19 protein-coding genes are annotated in these 21,077 nt (G+C 61.5%); 6 read left to right on the top strand and 13 right to left on the bottom strand.

The genetic code is table 11. From position 1 onward, the window contains the following. Positions 1-2 precede the first annotated feature (2 nt). Positions 3-194 carry a hypothetical protein gene (locus QA637_RS27770; protein WP_153440396.1) on the top strand — a complete coding sequence of 64 codons (192 nt, stop codon included), beginning with the start codon at positions 3-5 and terminating at the stop codon, positions 192-194. 110 nt (positions 195-304) lie between these two features. Here QA637_RS27770 and QA637_RS27775 read toward each other — a convergent pair whose 3' ends face one another. Genes QA637_RS27775 through QA637_RS27810 form a run of 8 tightly spaced genes read right to left on the bottom strand, consistent with a single transcriptional unit; the run spans position 305 to position 8,836 of the window. Beyond that, positions 305-1,063, bottom strand: coding sequence for a TIGR04290 family methyltransferase (locus tag QA637_RS27775; RefSeq protein WP_428843153.1), 759 nt, complete (start codon positions 1,061-1,063; stop codon positions 305-307). A gap of 2 nt (positions 1,064-1,065) precedes the next feature. Next, complete coding sequence (locus QA637_RS27780; protein WP_283066006.1) at positions 1,066-2,106, bottom strand: UDP-glucuronic acid decarboxylase family protein; 1,041 nt, start codon at positions 2,104-2,106, stop codon at positions 1,066-1,068. 20 nt (positions 2,107-2,126) lie between these two features. Then, positions 2,127-3,245 carry a CgeB family protein gene (locus QA637_RS27785; protein WP_283066008.1) on the bottom strand — a complete coding sequence of 373 codons (1,119 nt, stop codon included), beginning with the start codon at positions 3,243-3,245 and terminating at the stop codon, positions 2,127-2,129. Next, on the bottom strand, positions 3,242-4,330 hold the full coding sequence (locus QA637_RS27790) for a CgeB family protein (RefSeq protein WP_283066010.1): 1,089 nt from the start codon (positions 4,328-4,330) through the stop codon (positions 3,242-3,244). Before QA637_RS27790 ends, QA637_RS27785 begins: the two co-directional genes overlap by 4 nt. Next, a complete protein-coding gene (locus QA637_RS27795; RefSeq protein ID WP_153440401.1) occupies positions 4,327-5,460 on the bottom strand; it encodes a CgeB family protein in 1,134 nt (377 codons plus the stop codon). Before QA637_RS27795 ends, QA637_RS27790 begins: the two co-directional genes overlap by 4 nt. 3 nt (positions 5,461-5,463) lie before the next feature. Continuing rightward, positions 5,464-6,615: a glycosyltransferase family 4 protein gene (locus QA637_RS27800; protein ID WP_283066013.1), complete on the bottom strand. Its 1,152-nt coding sequence runs from the start codon at positions 6,613-6,615 to the stop codon at positions 5,464-5,466. After that, positions 6,612-7,733, bottom strand: coding sequence for an NAD-dependent epimerase/dehydratase family protein (locus QA637_RS27805; RefSeq protein ID WP_283066015.1), 1,122 nt, complete (start codon positions 7,731-7,733; stop codon positions 6,612-6,614). Before QA637_RS27805 ends, QA637_RS27800 begins: the two co-directional genes overlap by 4 nt. Then, on the bottom strand, positions 7,730-8,836 hold the full coding sequence (locus tag QA637_RS27810; RefSeq protein ID WP_153440403.1) for an NAD-dependent epimerase/dehydratase family protein: 1,107 nt from the start codon (positions 8,834-8,836) through the stop codon (positions 7,730-7,732). The genes QA637_RS27805 and QA637_RS27810 overlap by 4 nt, the downstream gene beginning before the upstream one ends. 333 nt (positions 8,837-9,169) lie before the next feature. Here QA637_RS27810 and QA637_RS27815 point away from each other — a divergent pair, with 333 nt between their 5' ends. After that, complete coding sequence (locus QA637_RS27815) at positions 9,170-10,162, top strand: MDR/zinc-dependent alcohol dehydrogenase-like family protein (RefSeq protein WP_153440404.1); 993 nt, start codon at positions 9,170-9,172, stop codon at positions 10,160-10,162. Continuing rightward, positions 10,155-11,180, top strand: a complete 1,026-nt coding sequence (locus tag QA637_RS27820; protein ID WP_283066017.1) for a Gfo/Idh/MocA family protein — start codon at positions 10,155-10,157, stop codon at positions 11,178-11,180. Before QA637_RS27815 ends, QA637_RS27820 begins: the two co-directional genes overlap by 8 nt. A gap of 26 nt (positions 11,181-11,206) precedes the next feature. Here the strand turns inward: QA637_RS27820 and QA637_RS27825 are convergent, their stop codons facing one another. Then, a complete protein-coding gene (locus tag QA637_RS27825; RefSeq protein ID WP_283066019.1) occupies positions 11,207-12,958 on the bottom strand; it encodes a hypothetical protein in 1,752 nt (583 codons plus the stop codon). A gap of 141 nt (positions 12,959-13,099) precedes the next feature. On the opposite strand from QA637_RS27825, the gene QA637_RS27830 reads away from it, so the two are divergent. Genes QA637_RS27830 through QA637_RS27840 form a run of 3 tightly spaced genes read left to right on the top strand, consistent with a single transcriptional unit; the run spans position 13,100 to position 15,808 of the window. Beyond that, the gene (locus QA637_RS27830) at positions 13,100-14,203 is read left to right on the top strand and encodes an inositol-3-phosphate synthase (protein WP_283066021.1); all 1,104 of its coding nucleotides are present in this window, start codon (positions 13,100-13,102) and stop codon (positions 14,201-14,203) included. Next, positions 14,200-14,808, top strand: coding sequence for a histidine phosphatase family protein (locus QA637_RS27835; RefSeq protein ID WP_184108475.1), 609 nt, complete (start codon positions 14,200-14,202; stop codon positions 14,806-14,808). The genes QA637_RS27830 and QA637_RS27835 overlap by 4 nt, the downstream gene beginning before the upstream one ends. A gap of 28 nt (positions 14,809-14,836) precedes the next feature. Next, entirely contained in the window at positions 14,837-15,808 is a 972-nt protein-coding gene (locus QA637_RS27840) for a glycoside hydrolase 5 family protein (protein WP_283066023.1), read from the top strand. On the opposite strand, the gene QA637_RS27845 is transcribed toward QA637_RS27840, so the two are convergent. The 4 genes from QA637_RS27845 to katE form a co-directional block, all read right to left on the bottom strand. After that, positions 15,712-17,145, bottom strand: coding sequence for a Coenzyme F420 hydrogenase/dehydrogenase, beta subunit C-terminal domain (locus tag QA637_RS27845; RefSeq protein ID WP_283066025.1), 1,434 nt, complete (start codon positions 17,143-17,145; stop codon positions 15,712-15,714). The two genes, QA637_RS27840 and QA637_RS27845, sit on opposite strands and share 97 nt — an antisense overlap. Then, positions 17,132-18,196: a polysaccharide pyruvyl transferase family protein gene (locus QA637_RS27850; RefSeq protein ID WP_283066027.1), complete on the bottom strand. Its 1,065-nt coding sequence runs from the start codon at positions 18,194-18,196 to the stop codon at positions 17,132-17,134. The genes QA637_RS27845 and QA637_RS27850 overlap by 14 nt, the downstream gene beginning before the upstream one ends. Positions 18,197-18,276: 80 nt before the next feature. Continuing rightward, the gene (locus QA637_RS27855) at positions 18,277-18,552 is read right to left on the bottom strand and encodes a hypothetical protein (protein ID WP_153440410.1); all 276 of its coding nucleotides are present in this window, start codon (positions 18,550-18,552) and stop codon (positions 18,277-18,279) included. A gap of 80 nt (positions 18,553-18,632) precedes the next feature. Continuing rightward, positions 18,633-20,750: a catalase gene (katE, locus tag QA637_RS27860; protein WP_153440411.1), complete on the bottom strand. Its 2,118-nt coding sequence runs from the start codon at positions 20,748-20,750 to the stop codon at positions 18,633-18,635. Positions 20,751-21,077: the final 327 nt, after the last annotated feature.

Consider the following 21,077-nt stretch of genomic DNA (forward strand, 5'->3'; position numbering starts at 1 on the left):
GAATGCCTGATCGCCACAACGACAGAAGCAATCCGCTATCGAGGCTGGCAGCCCAGGAAGAAGCCCTCTATCTGCGCCGTTCGTCGACCCGTTTTCTCGAGTGCGCCATTCACCTCTGCGTGACCCACATGACGCTCAGCGAAGTGGCCGAACTGCTTGAGCAGGAGGCCAAACAGCTTCGGCAGCACGGGTGAGTTCGCTTCGAAGAATCCGCCAGCCGGGAGTAATTCAGCATAAGTATGCAGGTTTCCCGTCCGCCTTGCGCTATGTCCCGGATCTTCGCTGTTCCAGCGTGTGAAACAATCTAAAGAGCGCCGACGCGTGGAACGGTTTCGTTCATGTACGGACGCTGCCCTCGCCGCACGAGATAGACCTCCCGTTCGGGATTGGCTTCGATGAGGAAGCCGGAACTGCGAAGCATCGCTTCCACACCAGCCCTGTTCGGAATGAACCAATTTGTAGGATCGTTCGAGAAACGGTGTTCGACAAAGAACAGCTTGGGATAGTCGGGGCGATTGAAGACCTGCCACTCCTGAAAATTGTAGTCTTCCTCCACCGGCCCCACAGCATCCGCGCCGCGCTGCATGCACTGGAAGAGCATCTCCTCGCCGACGACGTGCTCGTAGAGAAGGTCGAGAGCCAGCAGCGGATAGCGGAGATGGTAGAGAACACCCATAAAGAGAACCAGATCGAATTTCTCGCGCAATTGAGCAACGTCGTAGACTGACATCAGCCTGTATTCGATGTCGATCCCGTTCTGTGTGGCCGCGAATTTCGCTTGCCGCAAATAGTGAGGATCCGAATCGATGCCGACCACGCGGCCGGCATTGCGGCGCTTCATTTCCTGCGCGTAGAACCCCGCATTGCAACCGATGTCGAGGACACTCCTGCCTTCGAGATCATCCGGAACGATATGTTTGAAAGCCTTCCATTTGATCGCGGGATAATCTCCGAGAAAGTGGTCGGGCGATGTCTCGACGCCACTGATCCGCATGTTGTGAAACCAGGGCCCCAACGCTGCGATCTGATCCTCGATGGTCATGCAGTCTTGCATCTGGGCCATGATCAAAGATCCTGTGAGAGGACAGGTTGTTGCGGACGGCGGCGAGTGCGACCTGGCCCGCGCACGGCGCGCTGCTTCGCGAGCGTCCTCTGGAACCAGGCAATCGTATGTGACAGCCCGTCGTGCAGCGCCACTTTCGGTTGCCAGCCAAGCAGCGTTCTGGCCCTCGCGATATCCGGTCGGCGGCGCTGCGGGTCGTCCGGAGGCAAGGGCGCATGGACGATTGTCGAGGCGCTCGCGACCTTAGACAACACCAGTTCGGCCAGCTCGCTGACCGTAAACTCCCCTGGATTTCCAAGGTTTATCGGAACACCCGGATTAGGCTGGCAATTCATCAGCTTGATCAATCCTTCGACGAGGTCGGATACATAGCAGAACGAACGCGTCTGCTCACCGCTGCCATATACCGTGAGCGGCTCGTTTTTCAGCGCCTGGACTATGAAGTTCGAGACGATCCGGCCGTCATTGGGCTGCATATACGGACCGTAGGTATTGAAGATCCGAGCAACACGCACGTCCACGCTTCCGACCCTCAGATTGTCGAAGCACAAAGCCTCCGCCGCGCGCTTGCCTTCGTCATAGCATGCCCGCGGCCCGGTGCAGTTGACGTGCCCCCAGTAGTCCTCCTGCTGCGGGTGCTCCTCGGGATCGCCGTAGATCTCGCTCGTGGACGCCTGAAGGAAGACGGCTGCATGCCGCTCGGCGAGCCGTAGGAGGTTGCCCGTTCCCGTCACGCTGGTCATCATCGTGTGGATCGGATCAGCCTGATATGACGGCGGCGAGGCGGGGCATGCCAGGTTATAGATTTGGTCGAGCGGCTCATCGACCGCGATATCGTCGCAGATATCCTGCTCGATTACCGTGAAATAGGGATTTCCGTTGAGACTGCGCACATTGGCAGGGGAACCAGTGAGATAGTTGTCGAGGCAGATCACCCGATTGCCGGCGTCCAGAAGCGCTGAACAGAGATGGGATCCGACAAAACCGGCCCCGCCGGCGACGAGGATGACCTTTCCTCGACGTGCTCGGTTTCTTCTTGCCATGGGCCGTTCTCCTTTCGGTGTTAGACAGGAAATCTCCGTTCGGAGTGTCTCGTGGCGAGATTGGTTTTGGGTGCGACGGTTTCTATTGCTTCCACAAAGGTCGTGGCGCGAGCCGCTGCGCTGTGCGCCTGCACGACGCGCTGATGAGCACAATCGACATACGCCTGGCGCTGTTGTTCTGTGAGGTGCGTCAGTGCCACGACGACATCGCGGCTGTCCTGTGCGATGACGACAGCCTCTCCTGGCGGATAGAAGCTGTCGATGCCTTCCCACCAATCGCTGATCAAGGGCGTCCGGCACGCGGCCGCCTCGAAGAGCCGGACGCTCGGGGACCAACCGGCCGCCACCATGTCGGCACGTGTTATGTTCAGGGTGAATCGCTGGCGGCTGTAGAATTCAGCGTGCTCGGAAGGCGCCAGGTGCTCGATACGCACCACATTCTCCGGCCAGCGGATGTCAGCGGGATAGCTTGGTCCTGCAACGACAAAGCGCATCTCCGGCAATTGCCGCGCGGGTTCGAACAACAGACGTTCGAGAGTCGGCTGCCTATCACGGCTGAACGTGCCGAGGTAGCCAAGGTCCCATTCCCTTGGCGCGCCAGTGTTGCGATAGAGGTCGAGATCGACGGCGCAGTAGAGTGCCACCGGGCGTCTCGCGGCAAACTCGCCTCGCAGCCGATCGAGCGTCCTGCCACCGGAAAAGGAAAAGTAGAGATCGAAGAGCGGAACCTGCCGACGGGCGAGATATTCCTCGTCGCCGCCGGCGAGCTTGGAGAGCGTCACGGGCGTGTCGATGTCGTAGAAACACAATCGCTTGGGGGCGAGATCGACAACGGCGTCGATGAGTTTCACCCCTTCCGGCACATAAGACCCGATGACGACGGCATCAGCCCCGGCCAGCGTGCCAGCATGCCGCGCGAGCAGTTCGTCGATGCTCCTATAGAGGACGAGGTCGCAAAAGTCCGGCGCAACCAGGTCGCGATGGCGGGCGTACCACGGTACGTCCCGTTCCAGGAAGGTCACTTTGTGCCCGGCTGCGTGGACACCGCGAAGCAATGCCCGATAGGTGGTCGCATGACCGTTGCCCCAGGACGAGGACAGCGAGAGGCCGAGGACGACGATATCGAGCGGACGGTTCATTCGGCTGCCTCCATCTGGCGTGCCCGATTCCGCAAAACACGGTCCACTTCCTCGGCGCGATGCGCATAGGTGTGCTCGGCGAGCACGCGACCAAGCGCCCGCTTGCCGATCTCTTTGGCGCCGGCGGGCGTAAGCATGCGCATCAGTTCGGCGACGTCCTGTCCGTCTCTGGCGACCAGCACTTCCTCTCCGGGTGTAAGGAAGAGTTCGATGCCTTCCCATGCGTCGGTGATCAGGCAGGCGCCCGCCCCTGCCGCCTCGAAGACGCGGGTCGCCGGCGAGAAGCCATTCTCTGCCATGCTTGCGCGCGAAATGTTCAGGACGGCAGTCGGCGTCGCGTTGAACGCGTTGTGATCGGCGGTAGGAACGTGGCCTATGTGCCTGACATTCTGAGGCAAGGGCTTGTCGTCCCAGCCGGCTCCGCCTAGCAGGAACCGCCGATCTCCGACCTTGCCAGCGGGATCGAGGAAGAAGGCTTCCACCCGCGTCTCCCGATCCGGCAAGCGGTTGCCGAGGAAGGCAAGATCAGCAGCAAAACGCGGATCCGCGGGTACGGGGTGATGAGTCTCGGGATCGACGGCATTGTAGATGGGGACGCAGTCCCTGGCACCGATGGCACGATAGGACTCGACCACAGGATCGCCGCCGCCATAGGTCAGCACGAGATCCAGCGACGAAAGCGCGCGCCGGAGAGGATGATCGGGCGCGACCCTCAACTCCGCAAGTGTGGCGGGTGCATCGACGTCCCAGAAAATCTTCAGCGCAGCCGAATTTGCCGACCCCATAATCTCCGCGAGCAGCAGGTCGTCCTCGAAGCCGACACCGCTTGCCTTGACAACGACATCGGCATCGACGGCTTCCGCCGCGACACGCTTCAATGCCGCGACGGTTCCCTGATAAACCACAACCCTGCACCAGTCCGGCACCTCGATATCGCGGTATTTCTGCCTGTCGTAGACGTCCGGCTCATAAAAAGTGATTTCATACCCGCGCGCCGCAAGCGCACGAAGCAACCCGCGATAGTAAGTTGCCGCACCGTTCCAATAGGCCGAAAGGAGGCTCGATCCATAAAAAGCGACCCTCATATCGCGACCTCCCTTGATGTGATGCGATCGTCCTCGGCCTTTTTCGGCCGGTACAAAGCAACGATGTCGAGAAGTTCGTCGACGCGATGGCCGCAGGTATGGCGTGCCCGGATCGTTGCCAAGCCGGAGGCGGCCAGTTCCTGTGCGAAGGCTGGCTCTGAGAGCACCTGGCGCAGCAGGCGGGTCATTTCCTTGCCGTTGCCGGCAAAAAGGAAATCGGTGCCGGGGCGGAAGAGACCTTCGACATCGTTCCATGGCGCCGAGATCAGCGGAATGCCGCAGGCAAGCGCTTCGAAGACCCGGATGGTCGGTATGCCCGGCAAGGCTTCGACATAGGGCCGCCGGGGAATATGCACTGTCGCCCGATGCTGTGCGAAAGCCCAGGGAACGGCAGCGTTCGCGAGCCAGCCGCCATAGTCTATTCGGGCCGCACGTAACGCCTTGCGCGCGGCGTCGGGATATCTCACGCCCCGCACGGTTGCCGTAAGCTTCAGTTGTCGCGCAGGCTCGATGAGGAAGGACGAGAGCTCGGCGCTGCGCTCATCATCGCCCCAATTACCGATCCAGACGAGATCGCCTTTCTTGTCGGCGTGCGGAATTGGATGGAACAGTGACGTGTCGGCGGCTTCATGCCAGGTGAAGACGTGTCTTCCCCAGCCCGCGCTGAGATACCGTTCGCGGAGCGCCTCGCCGAAGGCCAGGACAAAGTCGTATCCGGAAAGGTCGAGCCGGGCGACAGCGTGCTTGGCGGTGACCGCGCGATGATGTGTATCGTGAAAGGCGAGCGTGAAGCTGCCGCCCGCGTGACGGATGCGGCCGAGCCCGGCGATCAGCTCGGGATCTGACCATTCATGCACGACGACCAGATCGGCCTCGCTGACAACAGACTCGTGGTCGAAATCGGCGCCATAGATCTCGACGCGCAGATCGGGAAAGTGCTTGCGGAACGCTACAATCGGCCCGACACCCTGATCCGCGATCAGGTTGAGGCGGCTCCAGGAATCGCGCGGTTCGAGCGCCAGCGCCTCGTGACCCCGTTGCAGCAGTTCCCGCATGACACCACGCAGGAAGTGGGCGTTGCCGTGGTTCCAATCGGAAACAAGTGAATGGGTGTAGAAGACAAATCGCATCGGTCACTCCGCAGCCGTCAATCGAGGAGATCCGCGCATGGCTTGCCGGTAGGCGGCAAGCACCGCGTCGCGATGGGCTTCGATGGAGAAGTCGCTCGACCGCAGTCGTGCCCGCTGCCCGAGCTCGGCCCTCAGTACCGCATCCTCCGCCAAAGCGTTTACCGTATTCGCGATGGCAACCGGATCACCAGGATCGGCAAACATGGCAGCGCCGTCCCAAAGCTCGCGATAGGTGTCGATGTCTGCAAGCACCAAGGCTGCGCCGGCGCACGCCGCCTCCAGCGCAACAAGTCCGAACGGTTCGTAAATCGACGGTGAGACGACGATCGCGGCTTTCGACATCAATGCCAAGGTCTGATCGTGACTGAGTTCTCCGCGATAATCGGCGTGTTGAATCGCCAAACGCTCGCGGTTTGGGCCATCGCATGCCCCGGCCATCAGTACCGGCCAGCGGATATACGCAGCCGCCTGGTCCAGCACCGCGCCATTTTTGCCCTCGTCCCACCACCGGCCTGCGGCAAAAACAAAATTCTGCTTGGGCATGACAGGATACGAGTTTCGGCTGCCATTATGGACGACCTTGAGATTGTCGATCTGGCCATAGCAGCGCACGAGGCCCGCAGCATGGCTGGAACTCGGGGCCAGAACCACGTCGGCGCGGTCGAAGCCCACCCGGTTCAGCCGTTTTTGCCAAAACCACTCCCGCGGCAAACCGGAAGCACGCACGGTATCGAACCAGGTGGCGACGCATGAATGCGAGACCACAACGACAGGCGTTTGCGCCGGAAGACCGGCCGCCTGCGAAGGCAGATTCAGATGCAGCAGATCGACCGAATGCCGGAGCGAAAGTTCGGTCAGTAGGTCCGCCACCACATCGAGCTCACTTTCTTCGCCGGCCATCCAATCGAGCGGCGCAGCAAACCATTCGAGCGTGCCGATGCGCGTAGCCTCGCGCCGCTGATGCGTGGAAGGCTCTGGGCCGAAGCCTATGAAAAGCGTTTCCACCCCAGCAGCTCGAATGGCATCGGAGAGGTCCATGGCGTAGCGCCACACGCCGCCCACCGCATCGACGCTCATGATGATCCGCCGCGGCAGCCGACCGCCGGTGCCGTCATGACCGAGAGTGCCGAGGGCGGAACCGGCGCGATCGCTCATGCGGTGATCCTCTTTGTTTGATCGCGGGCGCTGCGAACCCCGCCCCAATCTTCCAGAAGCCAGTCATGCAGATCGCGCAGTCCCGCGCGCCACGGCGTGCGAGCCTTCCAGCCGACCGCATCGGCAAGCGCGCGCGTATCGGCGACAAAAAACAGTTGGTCGCCAGCCCGCCAGTCGTGCTTCTCTGTCGAGAGCGGGCGGCCCACCAGGAGTTCGATCTCGCTGAGGACCTGGGAGATGCTGACGGCATTCTCCGGCCCGCCGCCGAGATTGAAGGGCCGCCCACTGAGACGATCGATCGAGTTGAGAAGTGCTCGGTAGGCGGCGACCGCATCTCTGACATGGAGGATGTCACGGACCTGCTTTCCGTCGCCATAGATCGATATCGACTCACCCGCGAGCGCGCGAATGAGGAAATGCGCGACCCATCCCTGATCCTCGGTGCCGAACTGCCTTGGACCGTAGATGCAACTCATCCGTAGCACGGCCGTCGGAAGCCGGAACGACCTCGCGTAGTCCAGCACGTATTGGTCCGCCACACCTTTCGAGCAGCCATAGGGAGTGCAGAAATCGAGCGGCTGCGCCTCGCTGACGCCTTGGTTGCGCAACGCCCGGTCAGTGGGCAGATGTCGTGCCCCGATCTCGTTCAACTGCAGGTGCGCCAGCGCGCCGTATACCTTGTTGCTGCTGGCGAAAATGACAGGCGCCCGGCACCCGGCCATACGCGCGGCTTCGAGCACATTGAGCGTGCCGCGCGCATTCGTCTCGAAATCGTCGATCGGCTGCTGCAGGCTGGTCGTCACGGCTGTCTGTGCCGCGAGATGAAAGACCGCCTTGGCATCCTTGAAGACCGGCTCTATTGCGGTGAACTCGCGCACATCGGCGAGTACGGGGTGAACGGCGCCGCGGTAAGTGTCCACCAACCATTCAAGGTTTCGCTCGACGCCGGCGCGACTGAGGTTGTCGAGAACGATCACTTCCTCGCCGTCCCGGAGGAAACTATCGGCGAGATTGCAGCCGACAAAGCCGCTGCCGCCCACCACGACGATTACTGTCGTCTTTCTGGAAAGGCTGGGTGTGGCCAGGCGAGCACGCCTGCCCTGAGAACCGGCGCTCACAGTACCAACCCCCGGGCTTCCAGGTGCCGCTTCATCTCGGGTCCGCGGTCGATCGCGCCGACGCTGGCGACCCATTGCGCGAAATCGGTGAGCGAATTTTGGAGTTGATGCGCGGGTTCGAAGCCGAGCAGATCCCGTGCCGCGGTAATGTCGGCGAAACAATTGCGGATATCGCCAGAGCGAGCCTTATTCATGATCTCCGGCATAAGCTCGGGTACTCCCATTGCATCGGCGAGCAGCAAAGCAACATCGGCGATAGCATAGGCCTGACCGCTGCCGACATTGATGACGTGGCCGGCGGCTGCCGGCTGTTCGAGCGCCAGACGGAAGGCTCGCGCCACATCGCGGACGTGAACGAAATCCCGTCTTTGTCTGCCATCTTCGAACACCATCGGCGATTGTCCGTTGGCAAGCCGCGAGGCAAAGTTGGCAAGCACGCCGGTATAGGGATTGGAAAGCGCCTGACCGGCGCCGTACACGTTGAACAGGCGCAGGGCCACTGCCTCCACGCCATAGGCTTCCCCGAAAATCAGCACCTGGCGTTCCTGCGCAAACTTCGTGAGCGCGTAGATGGACGCGAGATCGACCGACTTCTGCTCATCCGTCGGAACCGGCCTGAGACGCTCCCCGTCGGGTCCGGTTGGGTCCCATGAACCTGCCCTGATAGCGGCCGGGAAACGGCGGACGTGGGCACAGTGCTCGCCCGTTATCGTTGCGTAGAGCCCTTCGCCATAGACGCTCATCGACGATGCGACGACGATGCGCCGGATCGGCATTCCGATGATCGCCTCAAGCAGGACGGCGGTCCCGAAGTCGTTGACGCCCACGTAGCGGGCGATTTCATACATCGACTGACCGACCCCGACCTCAGCTGCAAGATGGACGACGCAGTCGACGTCCATAAGCGCGCTTTTTACCGCAACCGCATCGCGAACGTCTGCCCGTCGTACGTCCACGTCCGATGGCAACGTGACCTGTGCATCCGCGTGAACCTGCTCACTGAGAACGTCCAACACGCGCACGCTGTAGTTCGCTGAGAGGAGTTCCTCGACCACATGCTGGCCTATGAAGCCGCATCCGCCGGTAACAAGAATCTTTGTCATGACGTACCTGACGACGTTCCATGGGAGACAGTGACAAAGCTCCAACAAGCCTCGGTAGCAAATGTTCCTTCATCCATGACTTCTTCTTCTTTGTTGTTCTTCATTGATCCCTTGCAGCGGGACGTTGTCCGTCCGAAGGTACAAACCTCTCACTTGCGTGAGTGTTCCACGCGAACCGAGAGCAGCAGGAACAAAAGCTGCAACATCAAGTTAAGGGCGCGATGGCTGCTGAGCGTGGATCAAGGCTGCTTTGCCGGGGCTTTCGCGGGGTCCGCGGTATCTGAAACGCGATGCTCGGCGGCCGGATAGGTCTTCACCACGGGAGGGAACAGAATGAACATCAGCGTATCTGGGGAGACGGACACGATGTCCGCCGCGATAATCACGGCACCCGGCGAGGTGCGCATCGAAACTCTTCCGCTGCCACGACCGGGCCGCGGCGAGGTTCGCATCCGCCTTGAAGGCTGCGGTGTTTGCGCCTCCAACCTCGTTCCCTGGGCGGGGCCGGAATGGATGCGCTTTCCGACAGAACCCGGTGGACTGGGCCATGAAGGGTGGGGAATTATCGATGCGATCGGTGAGGACGTGCAGGGTTTCGCGCCGGGCGACCGTGTCGCCGCACTTTCCTACCATGCATATGCCACCCACGACATCGCTGACCAGACGGCGATCGCACCCTTACCTCCGGCACTTGCGCATCAGCCGTTTCCCGGCGAACCGCTCGGCTGCGCCTTCAACATCTTCCGGCGCAGCGCGATCAAGCCGGGGGAGACAGTGGCGATCGTCGGCATCGGCTTTCTCGGAATCCTTCTGACCGAGCTTGCGAGCGCTGCGGGCGCGCAAGTCATCGCCATCTCGCGCAGACCTTCATCGCTTGCTTCGGCAGAGCGCGCCGGCGCGAGCCATGTGGTTGCCATGGACGATCATTGGCGAATTATCGAAGAAGTGAAGGACCTGACCTCTGGCAGTTTCTGCGACTGCGTTATCGAAGCCGTCGGCAAGCAATGGCCACTCGACCTTGCAGGCGAACTGGCAAAGGAGCGGGGGCGGCTTATCATTGCAGGCTATCACCAGGACGGCCCGCGGCAGGTGAACATGCAGCTGTGGAACTGGCGCGGCCTCGATGTGATCAATGCACACGAGCGTGATCCCGCCGTATACATACGCGGCATCCATGAGGCGATCGCGGCGACCGCCGCGGGGCGGATGTCGCCCTCACCGCTCTACACGCACAGATTTCCGCTCGAGCAGCTCGGCGCGGCGCTGAACATGACCCGCGACCGGCCGGAAGGTTTCATCAAAGCGCTGGTGATCTACGATGAGTGACGCGACGCCGCTTGCAACGACCCGAAATGCCGTCAGCCGGCCCCGCGTCGGCTTCCTCGGAGTCGGAAGGATCGGCCTCCATCGCATGAGAGCGATCGTCGACACCGGAGCCGTCGAAACCGCCGCGATCTTCGATCCCTCACCGGAAATGGCCGCTGCGGCCCGTGAATTGACGCCCGAAGCCTCGGTCGTAAGTTCCTTCGAGACCTTGCTCGACCAGCAGCTGGAAGGCATCGTGATCGCTTCGCCAAGCGCACTCCACGCTGCCCAATCGATCGTGGCTCTCGAGCAAGGCGTGGCAGTTTTTTGCCAGAAGCCGCTCGGCCGCACGCGAGATGAGGCCGCAGCCGTGGTCGACGCGGCCCGGCGCGTTGACCGGCTATTGGATGTGGACCTCTCCTACCGTCACACCGATGGGATGCAACAGATCCGCGATCTGATCGCTTCCGGTGAACTCGGCACCGTTTTCGCGGCGGACCTCACCTTTCACAACGCCTATGGCCCGAGCAAGCCGTGGTTCTATGACAAGGCGCTTTCAGGTGGCGGCTGCGTGATCGACCTGGGCGTGCACCTGGTCGATCTCCTCCTTTGGGTTTTAGACTTCCCGGACGTCGTTTCGGTCAAAAGCCGGTTGATGTGCAAAGGCGCCTCAGTCCGCCGCGACAGCGACGAGGTCGAGGACTATGCCGTCGTGACCCTCGAATTGGCTAACGGCGTTGTCGCCCGTATCGCGTGCTCGTGGCATTTGCAGGCTGGCTGCGATGCGGTGATTACCGCTGACTTTCACGGCACCGGAGGCGGCGCCAGCTTCAGGAACGTGAACGGGTCCTTTCTCGATTTTTCGGCCGAACGGTATCGCGGGACGCAACGGGAGGTGCTGACGCTTCCTCCTGACGCCTGGGGGGGACGCGCGGCAGCCGCCTGGGCGAAGCGCCTTGCCGCAGGCGAGCGTTTCGATCCGGACAACGGCCGCCTGGTCGCGGTGGCGGATGTCCTCGACAGGATTTATGGGCGATAGAAGGCACGCGTCCGCGCACGGCCTGATCACGAGTTGTCGCCTGCTATGCGGCGCAGCAGAAGTTTCGCATAGCGTGCCGCCGTCGCCTCCAGCCGAGGAATTTCCTCCGGCGACGCTGCCGGCTTTGCCGAAATCCAAAGGCCGAGCTGAAACGCCAGATAGCAAAGTTCGAGAACGGCCTGGAGGTCCGGGTTCAGCGCGCGCTTGCATCCTTCCGACACAACCGCACGCAAATGGGCCGATTGCCGCGCCGATAGCCTGAACTCGACACCCGCCCCTGCAATGTCCCAGGCGATGTCCTGGCGGCCTATCAAGTCGTGGGCGGCGCTATGATCGAGCGCGTCAGCCTTGAGAAAGCTCCGTTCGCCTGCCACAAGCCATTCCCAGCGATGCAGACGATTGTCGGTATCGACGGGCTGCAGGAAGCGCTCATAGCGCTCCGCGTTGCCGATCAGGCACTTCAGCCGCAATGCCGCCGCCATGCCCAGGGCCTCCGCGGTATTCACCATCGCCATCTCGCACAGGTTCGAAAGCGGCGCTCCAGATGTCGCCGGCGGCGGCAGGCGGCGTACCCGAAAGGCGAGATACCGCCCAAGGTGCTCGATGAATGTCTTCTGACGAAACTCGCCTGGCGCAACCGGTCGCCCCCTTACCCACTTCTCGACGAGAAAGCCGTGGCGCAATCCTGCGACGGGAGGCGTGAAGCCGGCCTCCGCCAGGAGACGCGCCTTGAGCAGCTTGCGCGTGCCCACATCGCCAAGCCCGGCAAATTTGACGAGCCATGTACCATCGGCGGTATGGGCGAGGAATTTTCTGCGCTCGAATCTGCGATCGACCGCAGGCCAGGCATGGTGACCGTAAAGAAGCGCCTTCCGCCAGGCGCCCGCGGAAATGTCTTCGAGCGGCCTTTCGAGCGGGCCGATGAGCTCACTGACCCAGGAGGCAAGACCGTGGCAGCGTTCGAAGAGGAGATGGTCTACGTCGAGCACATGGCGAGGACTTGCGGCCCAACGTTTTCGGTGGCAGCTGCTGGATTCCGGCCCAAGCCCTCCCTTGTGTCCGGGGAAAAAATGAATGCGCCTATCGCCGACGCCATGGTCTTCAAGCCAGTCCGCTACGCTTCCGAACGAACTGCCGGAAAGGCCTGGCCCCTCGTCGACGATCGCAAAACACGCCGCCGGATCGCGCAGCAGCCGGTGCGAGAGCCGTGGCGCGACAGCAATGCGCCTCTGGAAAGGAGGGCCCGCCGGCCGAAGCGTGACCGGCCCGGGGGCTCCGATGGCGGTGGCGACCATTGCGGAGAGGCTCGTTCCGATGCTTCGTATGCCGATCACCGTCGTGTTTGCCGCAAGCCCGGAGCGCATCGCAGCTTCGGCGTAGCTTTCCGGATAGAGACCGTAGAAGCTGTAGCCTTCCGCCTCCTTGACGCAAAGCGAACACGGTGCCCGCAGGTCCGGTAGCAGTGCCGTGACACGCGGGGGCACGGCCAAGGGACCCGCCAGCCCCTGACGCCACGACCGGAGGACGAGCCGTGCCAGGTCGAGGAGAAGGAGGCTGCCGATGTCGCGCCGCGCGGAGAGGTCATCGGCCGTCATTTTTTCGAACTCGATGTCCGACAGTCCCTGTACGAGTTCGCCGGCCTTGAGCAGGATCCCGACGAGGGCGGCGTGGCGTTCGACCCCCGGCGGCTGATGTTCGAGCCCTCGCAACTGTGCAGCGATAGCCGCGCACAAAGCGTCGGCGCGTTCCATACGCGTGACGTCACCGTATACAAGCATGACTCCGCCCATTGCTTCACATTCGCCCTTCAACGCGCCGCAGACCGAATTCGATCCACGGCGCGGGAAACAGAGAAGGAACCATTCCGTCGCGCGCTGGTTTGGCCAGCATTGTAGATACTGACCAGGAGTAGCGGACAGATGCGATCGAAATCAATTCGGGTCGGGCTGGTGGGGATCGGGAACTGCGCGTCCTCCCTCGTTCAAGGGGTGACGTTTTATCGTGGAGCGAGGGAAGATGAGCCGGTTCCAGGACTGATGCATGTCAGTCTTGGCGGCTACCACGTCCATGACATCGAAGTTTCCGCTGCTTTCGATGTTGCCGCCGCAAAGGTCGGACGTGACGTGGCAGAAGCCATCTACGCTCCTCCAAACAACACTTTTCGCTTCGCCGATGTCGCCGCCACCGGCATCGTTGTCCAACGCGGCAGAACACTCGACGGCATCGGGAGGTATCTGCGCGAAGAAATCGCGGAATCCGACGCGCCGGAGGCTGATGTCGCGGAGATTTTGCGGCAGACGGAAACGGACGTCCTGGTCTCCTATCTCCCGGTCGGCTCGGAAGTTGCGACCCGCTGGTACGCGGAGCAGGCGCTCGCAGCCGGCTGCGGTTTTATCAACTGCATTCCCGTCTTCATCGCCTCAGACAAGTCGTGGCAGCGCAAATTCGCCGAGCGCGGCCTGCCGCTCATTGGCGACGACATAAAGAGCCAGGTCGGGGCAACCATCGTGCACCGGCTGCTCGCTAATCTCTTTCGCGACCGGGGAGTGCGCATCGACCGGACCTATCAGCTGAATTTTGGCGGCAATACCGACTTTCTCAACATGCTGGAGCGCGAACGATTGGAATCGAAGAAGATTTCGAAGACGCAATCGGTCGTCAGCCAGATGGACGTTCAATTGGCCGCCAACGACATTCATGTAGGTCCCAGCGATCACGTGCCTTGGCTTGCCGACCGCAAGTTCGCCTACATCCGCGTCGAAGGCACGACATTCGGCAACGTCCCCCTTAACGTCGAACTGAAGCTCGAAGTGTGGGACTCACCCAATTCGGCTGGCGTGGTCATCGATGCTATCCGCTGCGCGAAACTGGCCATCGACCGCGACATCAGAGGTCCGTTGATTGCGCCGTCGAGCTACTTCATGAAGTCTCCGCCACAGCAATTCACCGATGCCGAGGCGCGCAGGCGGCTGGAGGAGTTCATCGACGGAGATAGCGACGCACTCCTGGGGGCGGCAGAGTGACGACCACGTTTCTGCTGGTGCGGCACGCCGCGCACGATAGTGTTGGCAGCTTTCTCGCCGGACGATCCGCGGACGTTCCGCTCGGCAGCGCCGGCCGCGAACAGGCCACGCGCCTGGCAGCGCGTCTCGCGCGCGAGGACATCACCGCGATCTATGCCAGCCCCCGCAAACGCACGCAGGAAACGGCAGCGGCTATCGCTGCCGTTTCGGGGCTCGGCGAGATTAACACAGTCGATGCGCTGGACGAGGTGGACTTCGGCACTTGGTCAGGCAAGACCTTCGAAGTCCTCAACACAGACCCGCTCTGGCGCCAATGGAATCACACAAGGAGCCTGGTGCGCGCCCCTGACGGCGAGACGATGCTGGACGTCCAGCAACGGATCATGGCGCTTGTCGAAACGCTGTGTCCGCAGAGTGGCGGCGGGAAGGTTGTATTCGTGAGCCACGCCGACGTCATCAAGGCCCTGATCTGCCAAGTGCTCGGCCTATCGACTGACGCCTGGGCGCGCTTCGATATCGCACCTGCCTCCATCTCCGCCGTGTCGGCAGGTGGCTGGGGCGCGAAGGTCCTGCAACTGAACGAAACCCAGGACACGGCACGATGATGCAACGGAAGAAGCACGGAGGGCACTGATGATAGAAGCGGCCATGATCTGGAACGAGCCGAACAACAAGTCGCATTGGGATCCGGAGATTGACCCGGACTGGAGTCGTTTTGCAAATATGGCGAAGCTGGCCGCGGATGCGATCCGAGATATCAATCCCGGCCTCAGGCGGGTGCTTGGCGGAATTTCGCCGATCGATCCAGATTTCATGGCTTTAATGAAATCCTATGGCGTCCTCGACCACATCGATGCCGTGGCGGTGCATGGCTTTCCGCTTGACTGGAACCTTTGGCAAATCGGGGAATGGCCACTGAGGCTCGAGGAAATACGCGCCGTGACCGATCTGCCGATGTGGATCAGTGAGGTTGGTGTTTCGACCTTCGGCGCCGAGGAAGTGCAGCTTTGGGGACTACGGAAAACGGCTGAGTTGCTCAAAGGCAAAGTCGAGCGGATCCAGTGGTACAGCCTCTACGACCTGCCGCGCGCTTGGGGCGCGACCACGCGACATAAGGAAGCCGAGGGCTCGTCCTATTACCGGCATTTCTATATGGGTCTCCTGCGTGAGGATGGCGCACCAAAACTGGCAGTTGACGAGTTTGCCCGCCACACGCCTGAGATCGGACTCGTGCAATGGTTCCATTTCGAGGATCCCCGGCTTGACGACGCCGTTTCATGGATGAAGCGCCTCGGCGTCACGCACCTGCGCACCGGCCTGTCCTGGGCCGACCGCTTCCAGCCTAGTGCGTTGGCCTGGTTCGATCGACAAATGGCGGCTCTTGAAGAGTTCGAGGTCACAGTCACGTTCTGCTTCACCCCCGAGCACCGGGGCATCGCGCCGCACCATACGAGCGCGCCGATCGTGCCGGAGGAATTTGCCGATTTCTGCGCGGAGATGACGGCGCGCTATGCGCCCGGTCCTTCATCGCTCGAAGGCTTGCCGGAGTCGGTCGTGTCCGGGCAGATGCGGGAGACAAGTTTTCCGATCCAGCCCCGCGAATAGGTCACGCCCTGATAGAAGGCGAGCATCGCCGAGGCCCAGCGGATATAGACCGCCGGCGAGTGCAATATCCTGGCAAGTCGAAACACGCGGTGGCTTTGCGCACTGACCAAGCTGCGCAACCAGTAAATCGCCACCCGCCGGGCATCAAGACCGGCTCGTTGCGGGGCTACACGCTTTTTCGGCGTGACGCCCTGGCGAGGCCGGCTCAGCCGGAAGGCGAGACCTTCGCGTCTCTGCCTGAAGCCCGCAGCCTGTGTTCTGACCACGAATGCGCTGTCGACCTCCTGCAACTCGAGCCTTCCTTCCTCACGGGCGCGGTCGACGAGACGTCGTAGCAGCGGAGAGCGAACGACGACGACATTCGTCCCGCGACCGTCGGACGCATAGGGTTCGACCCAGGCGTCACCAAAGGAGATGTCGGCGGTTTCGGCGACGACGTCGTCGCAGAAATTGCATGCGGCGTTCTGGAAGAAGCCGGCTCCCCAGTCTCCGTCAGCCAGATGCCACCAGTCCCTGCTCCGGGTGCTCCCGTCCTTAAGGACGAGGTGCGCCGTGTACCAGTTCGCGGGCCTCCGGGTGTCCTTCAGCCTGAAATCGATATCCGCGACAGCTTCGATTCTTTCTCCCAGCTGCCAGGCGATGCTCTCGACGAAGCGAGCGCTCTTCATGTGTCCGCAGAAGAGCCCGAGCGTGAAGGCAACACGCTCGCGCAGCAGCGGATCCTGCAAGCACAGAAGATGCAGCGCTTTGATGAAGCAAGGGATCCCGACGACCGCATAGCGACCGGGACGGCGTCTCATTTCATCGATGACCTCGGACAGCTCCACCGGGTAGTAGCGCGATTTCGCGCCCGCGCATATCTCCTCTGCACTACGGGATATGCGATAGTGAAACAGGGGCTTGGCGTCCTCGCAACGAGGAACGACATGCGCGACACCGTCGACGAGGTTCTCCTTCAGAAGCGCCACCGCCGTCCAGCTTGCCATACCGCCGGAACTGCCGACGTTCCGAAAGCTGCGTTCACGGACATATCCCACATAGGCGGCTTCGAAGCGACCAATGCGCGGATCGCGATATCTTGCCGACGCAAACCGTTCACGAGCGATATCGTCTTCGTTCCAGGCATCGGGCGAGAACGGGCATAGCTGGGCGAAGCCGCGCGGGTATCGGGATGCCTCTGGTCTGAACTGCCCATAACGGTCCAGCCGCATCGCATCCGGGCCGGCGTCAGATTGCGCCATGCAGGCGCCACAGCCGATGCACAGCCCCGATGCGTGCATCTGTCCCGGTGCGAGCGCGGTGCCACTTGGTGGCGTTTGGTGTTCAGTCGAGGACATCGATCAGATAGTTCCACGATTGGCTGCGAAGCTCGGCAAGTCGGTCAGCGATGGCTGGGTCCGGCACGTCGCCAAGAATGGTGTCGTAGCGCGCTGAGGGGGTCGTCCGCGACACCACGTGTCGTTGAGCACCGACGAGGCGCGCGAGGTCGCGAACCTTGTTGGAACGGTAGTCGGACAGGACGCAGGCAAACGGCTTGGCGTTGAGAAGCGCGAATGCGCAGCCGTGGAAGAAGTTGGTTGCGACCGCGTCAGCACCGGCGATAAAACCAGCGAACTCGTAGGGTCCGCCATCGAGCCACTGTTCGTCCGCCCATTCGTTCCGATAGCCTATGCTGACGAGACGAAGCGAGCGTGATGCTGTCCAGCGGCGAACCCCCTGTTGAAACCAGGACGGGAACGAGTGACCGTAAACGGCAACGTAGGGACGGCGATGGGTAACGGCTGGCCAAGTCGCGAGCGTCTCTGGGAATTGCAGGCATGGATCGAGGACAAGCGTCGCCTCGCGTCCAAGTGCCCTTTCGATGATCGTCTTTGAATTCTCGTCGCGCACCGAAATGGCATGAAATTTCCGCAGTTTATCTGCCCAGTAGCTCTCCAGCCCGTTCGCGGCGGGATGACTTCCGAACGTCGCTGCGTAGGAAACGATCTTCTTTGCGGATATCCCCTCCCCATAGAAGAGCGGGACCCCGCCGTACCAGGGATGGCGAAAGTTCCAGACTTCGTCGCTACCGACGACGACCAGGTCGCAATCGTCAAGCGCAACCGGCTCGTCAAGCGCAAACGCTGCACTGAGCGGAAATGAGGCGAAAGCGTTCACGAATTTCCTGATCTTGGAGGCGTAAAGCGACCTGTCTGGTCGGGTAGTCCTCGCGGGCAGCAGCGGCTGCAGTGCGCAACGCCACTCGGCACGGCTGACGCGGTCGGAACGATGATCGAGGACGACAGGTTTGGCGCCCAGCGAGCGAAGGCCCTGCACGAGGCAGTGTGCCTGCCAAAACGACCCGTAGTTGATGCAGCGGTGAAACGTCAGGACACCAAGCTTTGCCAACGGCCTCTACCTCTCGGTTCGTCTAACCAGCCGGGCCAGGGGAGGTTCCACCGCGCAACCGATCGGGGCCAAACCCCATCTCAGTCGAAGATCGTGCCCTTGGCACCCTCATATTCCCGAGCAAGCGTCTCAATCGCTGCCGATGCCTCATCGAATGTCCAGCCCGCCTCTTCCGCCCTATGGGCGAGCGCGACCAACTCGTCGGTCATCCCTCCGCCGAGTGCGGCAACAATGCTGTCTTGAGAGGTTGCGGCCAGATCGGATACGGCCGGCCTCAACGCCGCAATGCAGTCTGTCTGGCGGCCCGGATAGTCGGAAGTTTGCCGGGGACGGGAAATCGCTTGCGAGTCCTCCATCATTCTCTCCATGCTGTTGGCATCCGAGAGCAGTCACGAGCACCAACCGTCGCCCCTGCTCTCATTTCCGGTGGGCGCGGCTACTTGAGCTTGACCGATGGCTCTCTCGCCCAAACGCGCAAGCTGCCGAGAGTTTTGACAAAGGCCTCGGCGCTCTTGCCATCACCGAGGCTAACGGTTCCCTCGTCGAGAGCGTCGGTGATGCCGACTCTCGCGAGCAGAGGCACGGCTGCCTCGACATAACCGATGTACTTGCAATGCGCGAAGGCATCGGCAACGAAATCCCGCGCCGCTGCAACGTTAACCAGTTCCGAGACAACGTCAGGCGAAGGCAGTAGGGCCACCGCATCGTACAAGACCGATGGGCCCCCTTCGATCATTTGGTGCGCCTCGATCCATTTGCCATCCGAGGCAGTAATGCCTCCGACCTTCGGGGCGATGAGCTCGAACACGGCCCCTTCTTGCGTGATCGCCGTCGTCAGGGCCTTCAAGATCGATGCATCGGTCCCGTCGGTTACCAACACGCCAAGCTTGCGGCCTTCGAAGCGTTTTGGCCCGCGCTCGATAATGCTGAGCGCTGGCGAGGGAGCGAGATCCTGGCGCGTCGGAATGGCGGCATCCGCCGGCTTCGGAACCGATTTGAGGCCCAGCGCATGCGCAACTTTTTTCCCGAGGGTTTCGTCGATGTTGAGGAGATGCGACACCATACGTTCTCGTATCGCCGGGGTCTGGACCTTGCTCAGTTCAAATGTGAGTGCGTCGGCAATGTGACGTTGCTCAGGCGGCGTCTGGCTGACGAAGAACAGGCGGGCCTGGCTGTAGTGATCGGCAAAGCTCTCGGCGCGAAGCCGAACCTTGGCGCCCTGTTCGTCGGAAGCGTAATGCCGGAATCCATCCTCGGGCGACTCGCGTGGCCCCTCGCCCCAGGAGTTCGGCTGATAGTTCACGCGCCCGACCGGGTTGCGCATCGCCATGTGCCCGTCCTGCTGGAAGTGGTGGAAAGGACATTTCGGCGCATTGATCGGAATGTGCGTGAAGTTGGGACTGCCAAGCCGTTTGAGCTGCGTATCGAGATAGGAGAAGTTTCGCCCCTGCAACAGCGGATCATTGCTGAAATCGATGCCCGGCGGCACATTCTGGGTCATGAAGGCGACCTGCTCGGTCTCGGCGAAGAAATTGTCCGGCATCCGGTCCAGAACCAGTCTTCCCACCGCCTTCGGCGGCAGGACCTCTTCCGGAATGATCTTGGTGGGGTCCAGGACGTCGAAGTCGAAGGCGTCGGCAAAATCCTGATCGAAAAGCTGGACCTGCAGTTCCCATTCGGGGAAATTGCCGCCCTGTATCGCCTCCCAAAGATCGTGCCGGTGAAAATCGGGATCGGCGCCATTGATCTTCACGGCTTCGTTCCAGGCGACGGACTGAAGTCCGAGCTTCGGTTTCCAGTGGAACTTGACGAAGGTCGATTCGTCCTTGGCATTGACGAAACGAAAGGTGTGAACACCAAAGCCTTCCATGAACCGGAACGACCGTGGGATTGCGCGATCTGACATGACCCACATGATCATGTGCATGCTTTCCGGCGTGAGGCTGATAAAGTCCCAAAAATTATCATGCGCCGACTGCGCCTGCGGAAAACCTCTGTCCGGCTCCGGCTTTACGGAATGGATGACGTCGGGGAACTTGATAGCGTCTTGGATGAAGAAGACCGGTATATTGTTGCCGACGATGTCCCAGTTCCCCTCCTTTGTGTAGATCTTGACCGCGAACCCCCGAACGTCGCGCGCGAGATCGAAAGATCCCTTGCTGCCAGCGACGGTCGAAAATCGCACGAAGGCGGGTGTTTGCTCTCCGGCGCGTTGGAAGACATCCGCACGTGTAATTGCAGATAGCGATTCATAGGTTTCAAAATAGCCATGCGCGCCATAGCCTCTCGCATGCACGACGCGCTCGGGAATGCGTTCGTGATCGAAATGGAAGAGCTTTTCGCGGAAATGAAAATCTTCGATGAGCGTCGGACCCCGCTCGCCCACGCGCAGGCTGTTTTGGTCGTCCGCAACCGGGCCTCCCTGCGCTGTCGTCAGTATCGCAGTGCCGTCCCCGGCAATTTGGTGAAGCTCCCCTCCGTTGCCACGCGTCAGCTTCTGCTCGTGGATTATGGCCGACTTGGAGTTTGCCGGGCGCGCATTTCTCTTGGCCATGGGAATTCTCCGTAGATCGGGCAATGGGACGAACGACAAACCTATGCGACGATGCTTGGTTCCCAAGAAAGATCGCGGAGAGCCAAAAACTGCCGCCCGACGCCGGTAACCCCTCTGATGCCGGACCATGTAAGCACCGGCGTGCCGGAGACATTCCCCTTCGGCTCCGAGGCTAGTAGCGGAACTTTGAACGCAATCAGCGGTTCCTTCGCGGATTGGTTCACGCGTTGAAAGACGGACATCGTCGTGATTTTTGGTCGCCATCTCCAGCAGCGCCAGCGCTCCTCGGCGTTCGCGCGCTTTGCGACGGGCTCGCCGCTTCTTTGC

Origin of the sequence: Sinorhizobium terangae (genome assembly GCF_029714365.1) — a bacterium.
Lineage (GTDB): Bacteria > Pseudomonadota > Alphaproteobacteria > Rhizobiales > Rhizobiaceae > Sinorhizobium > Sinorhizobium terangae.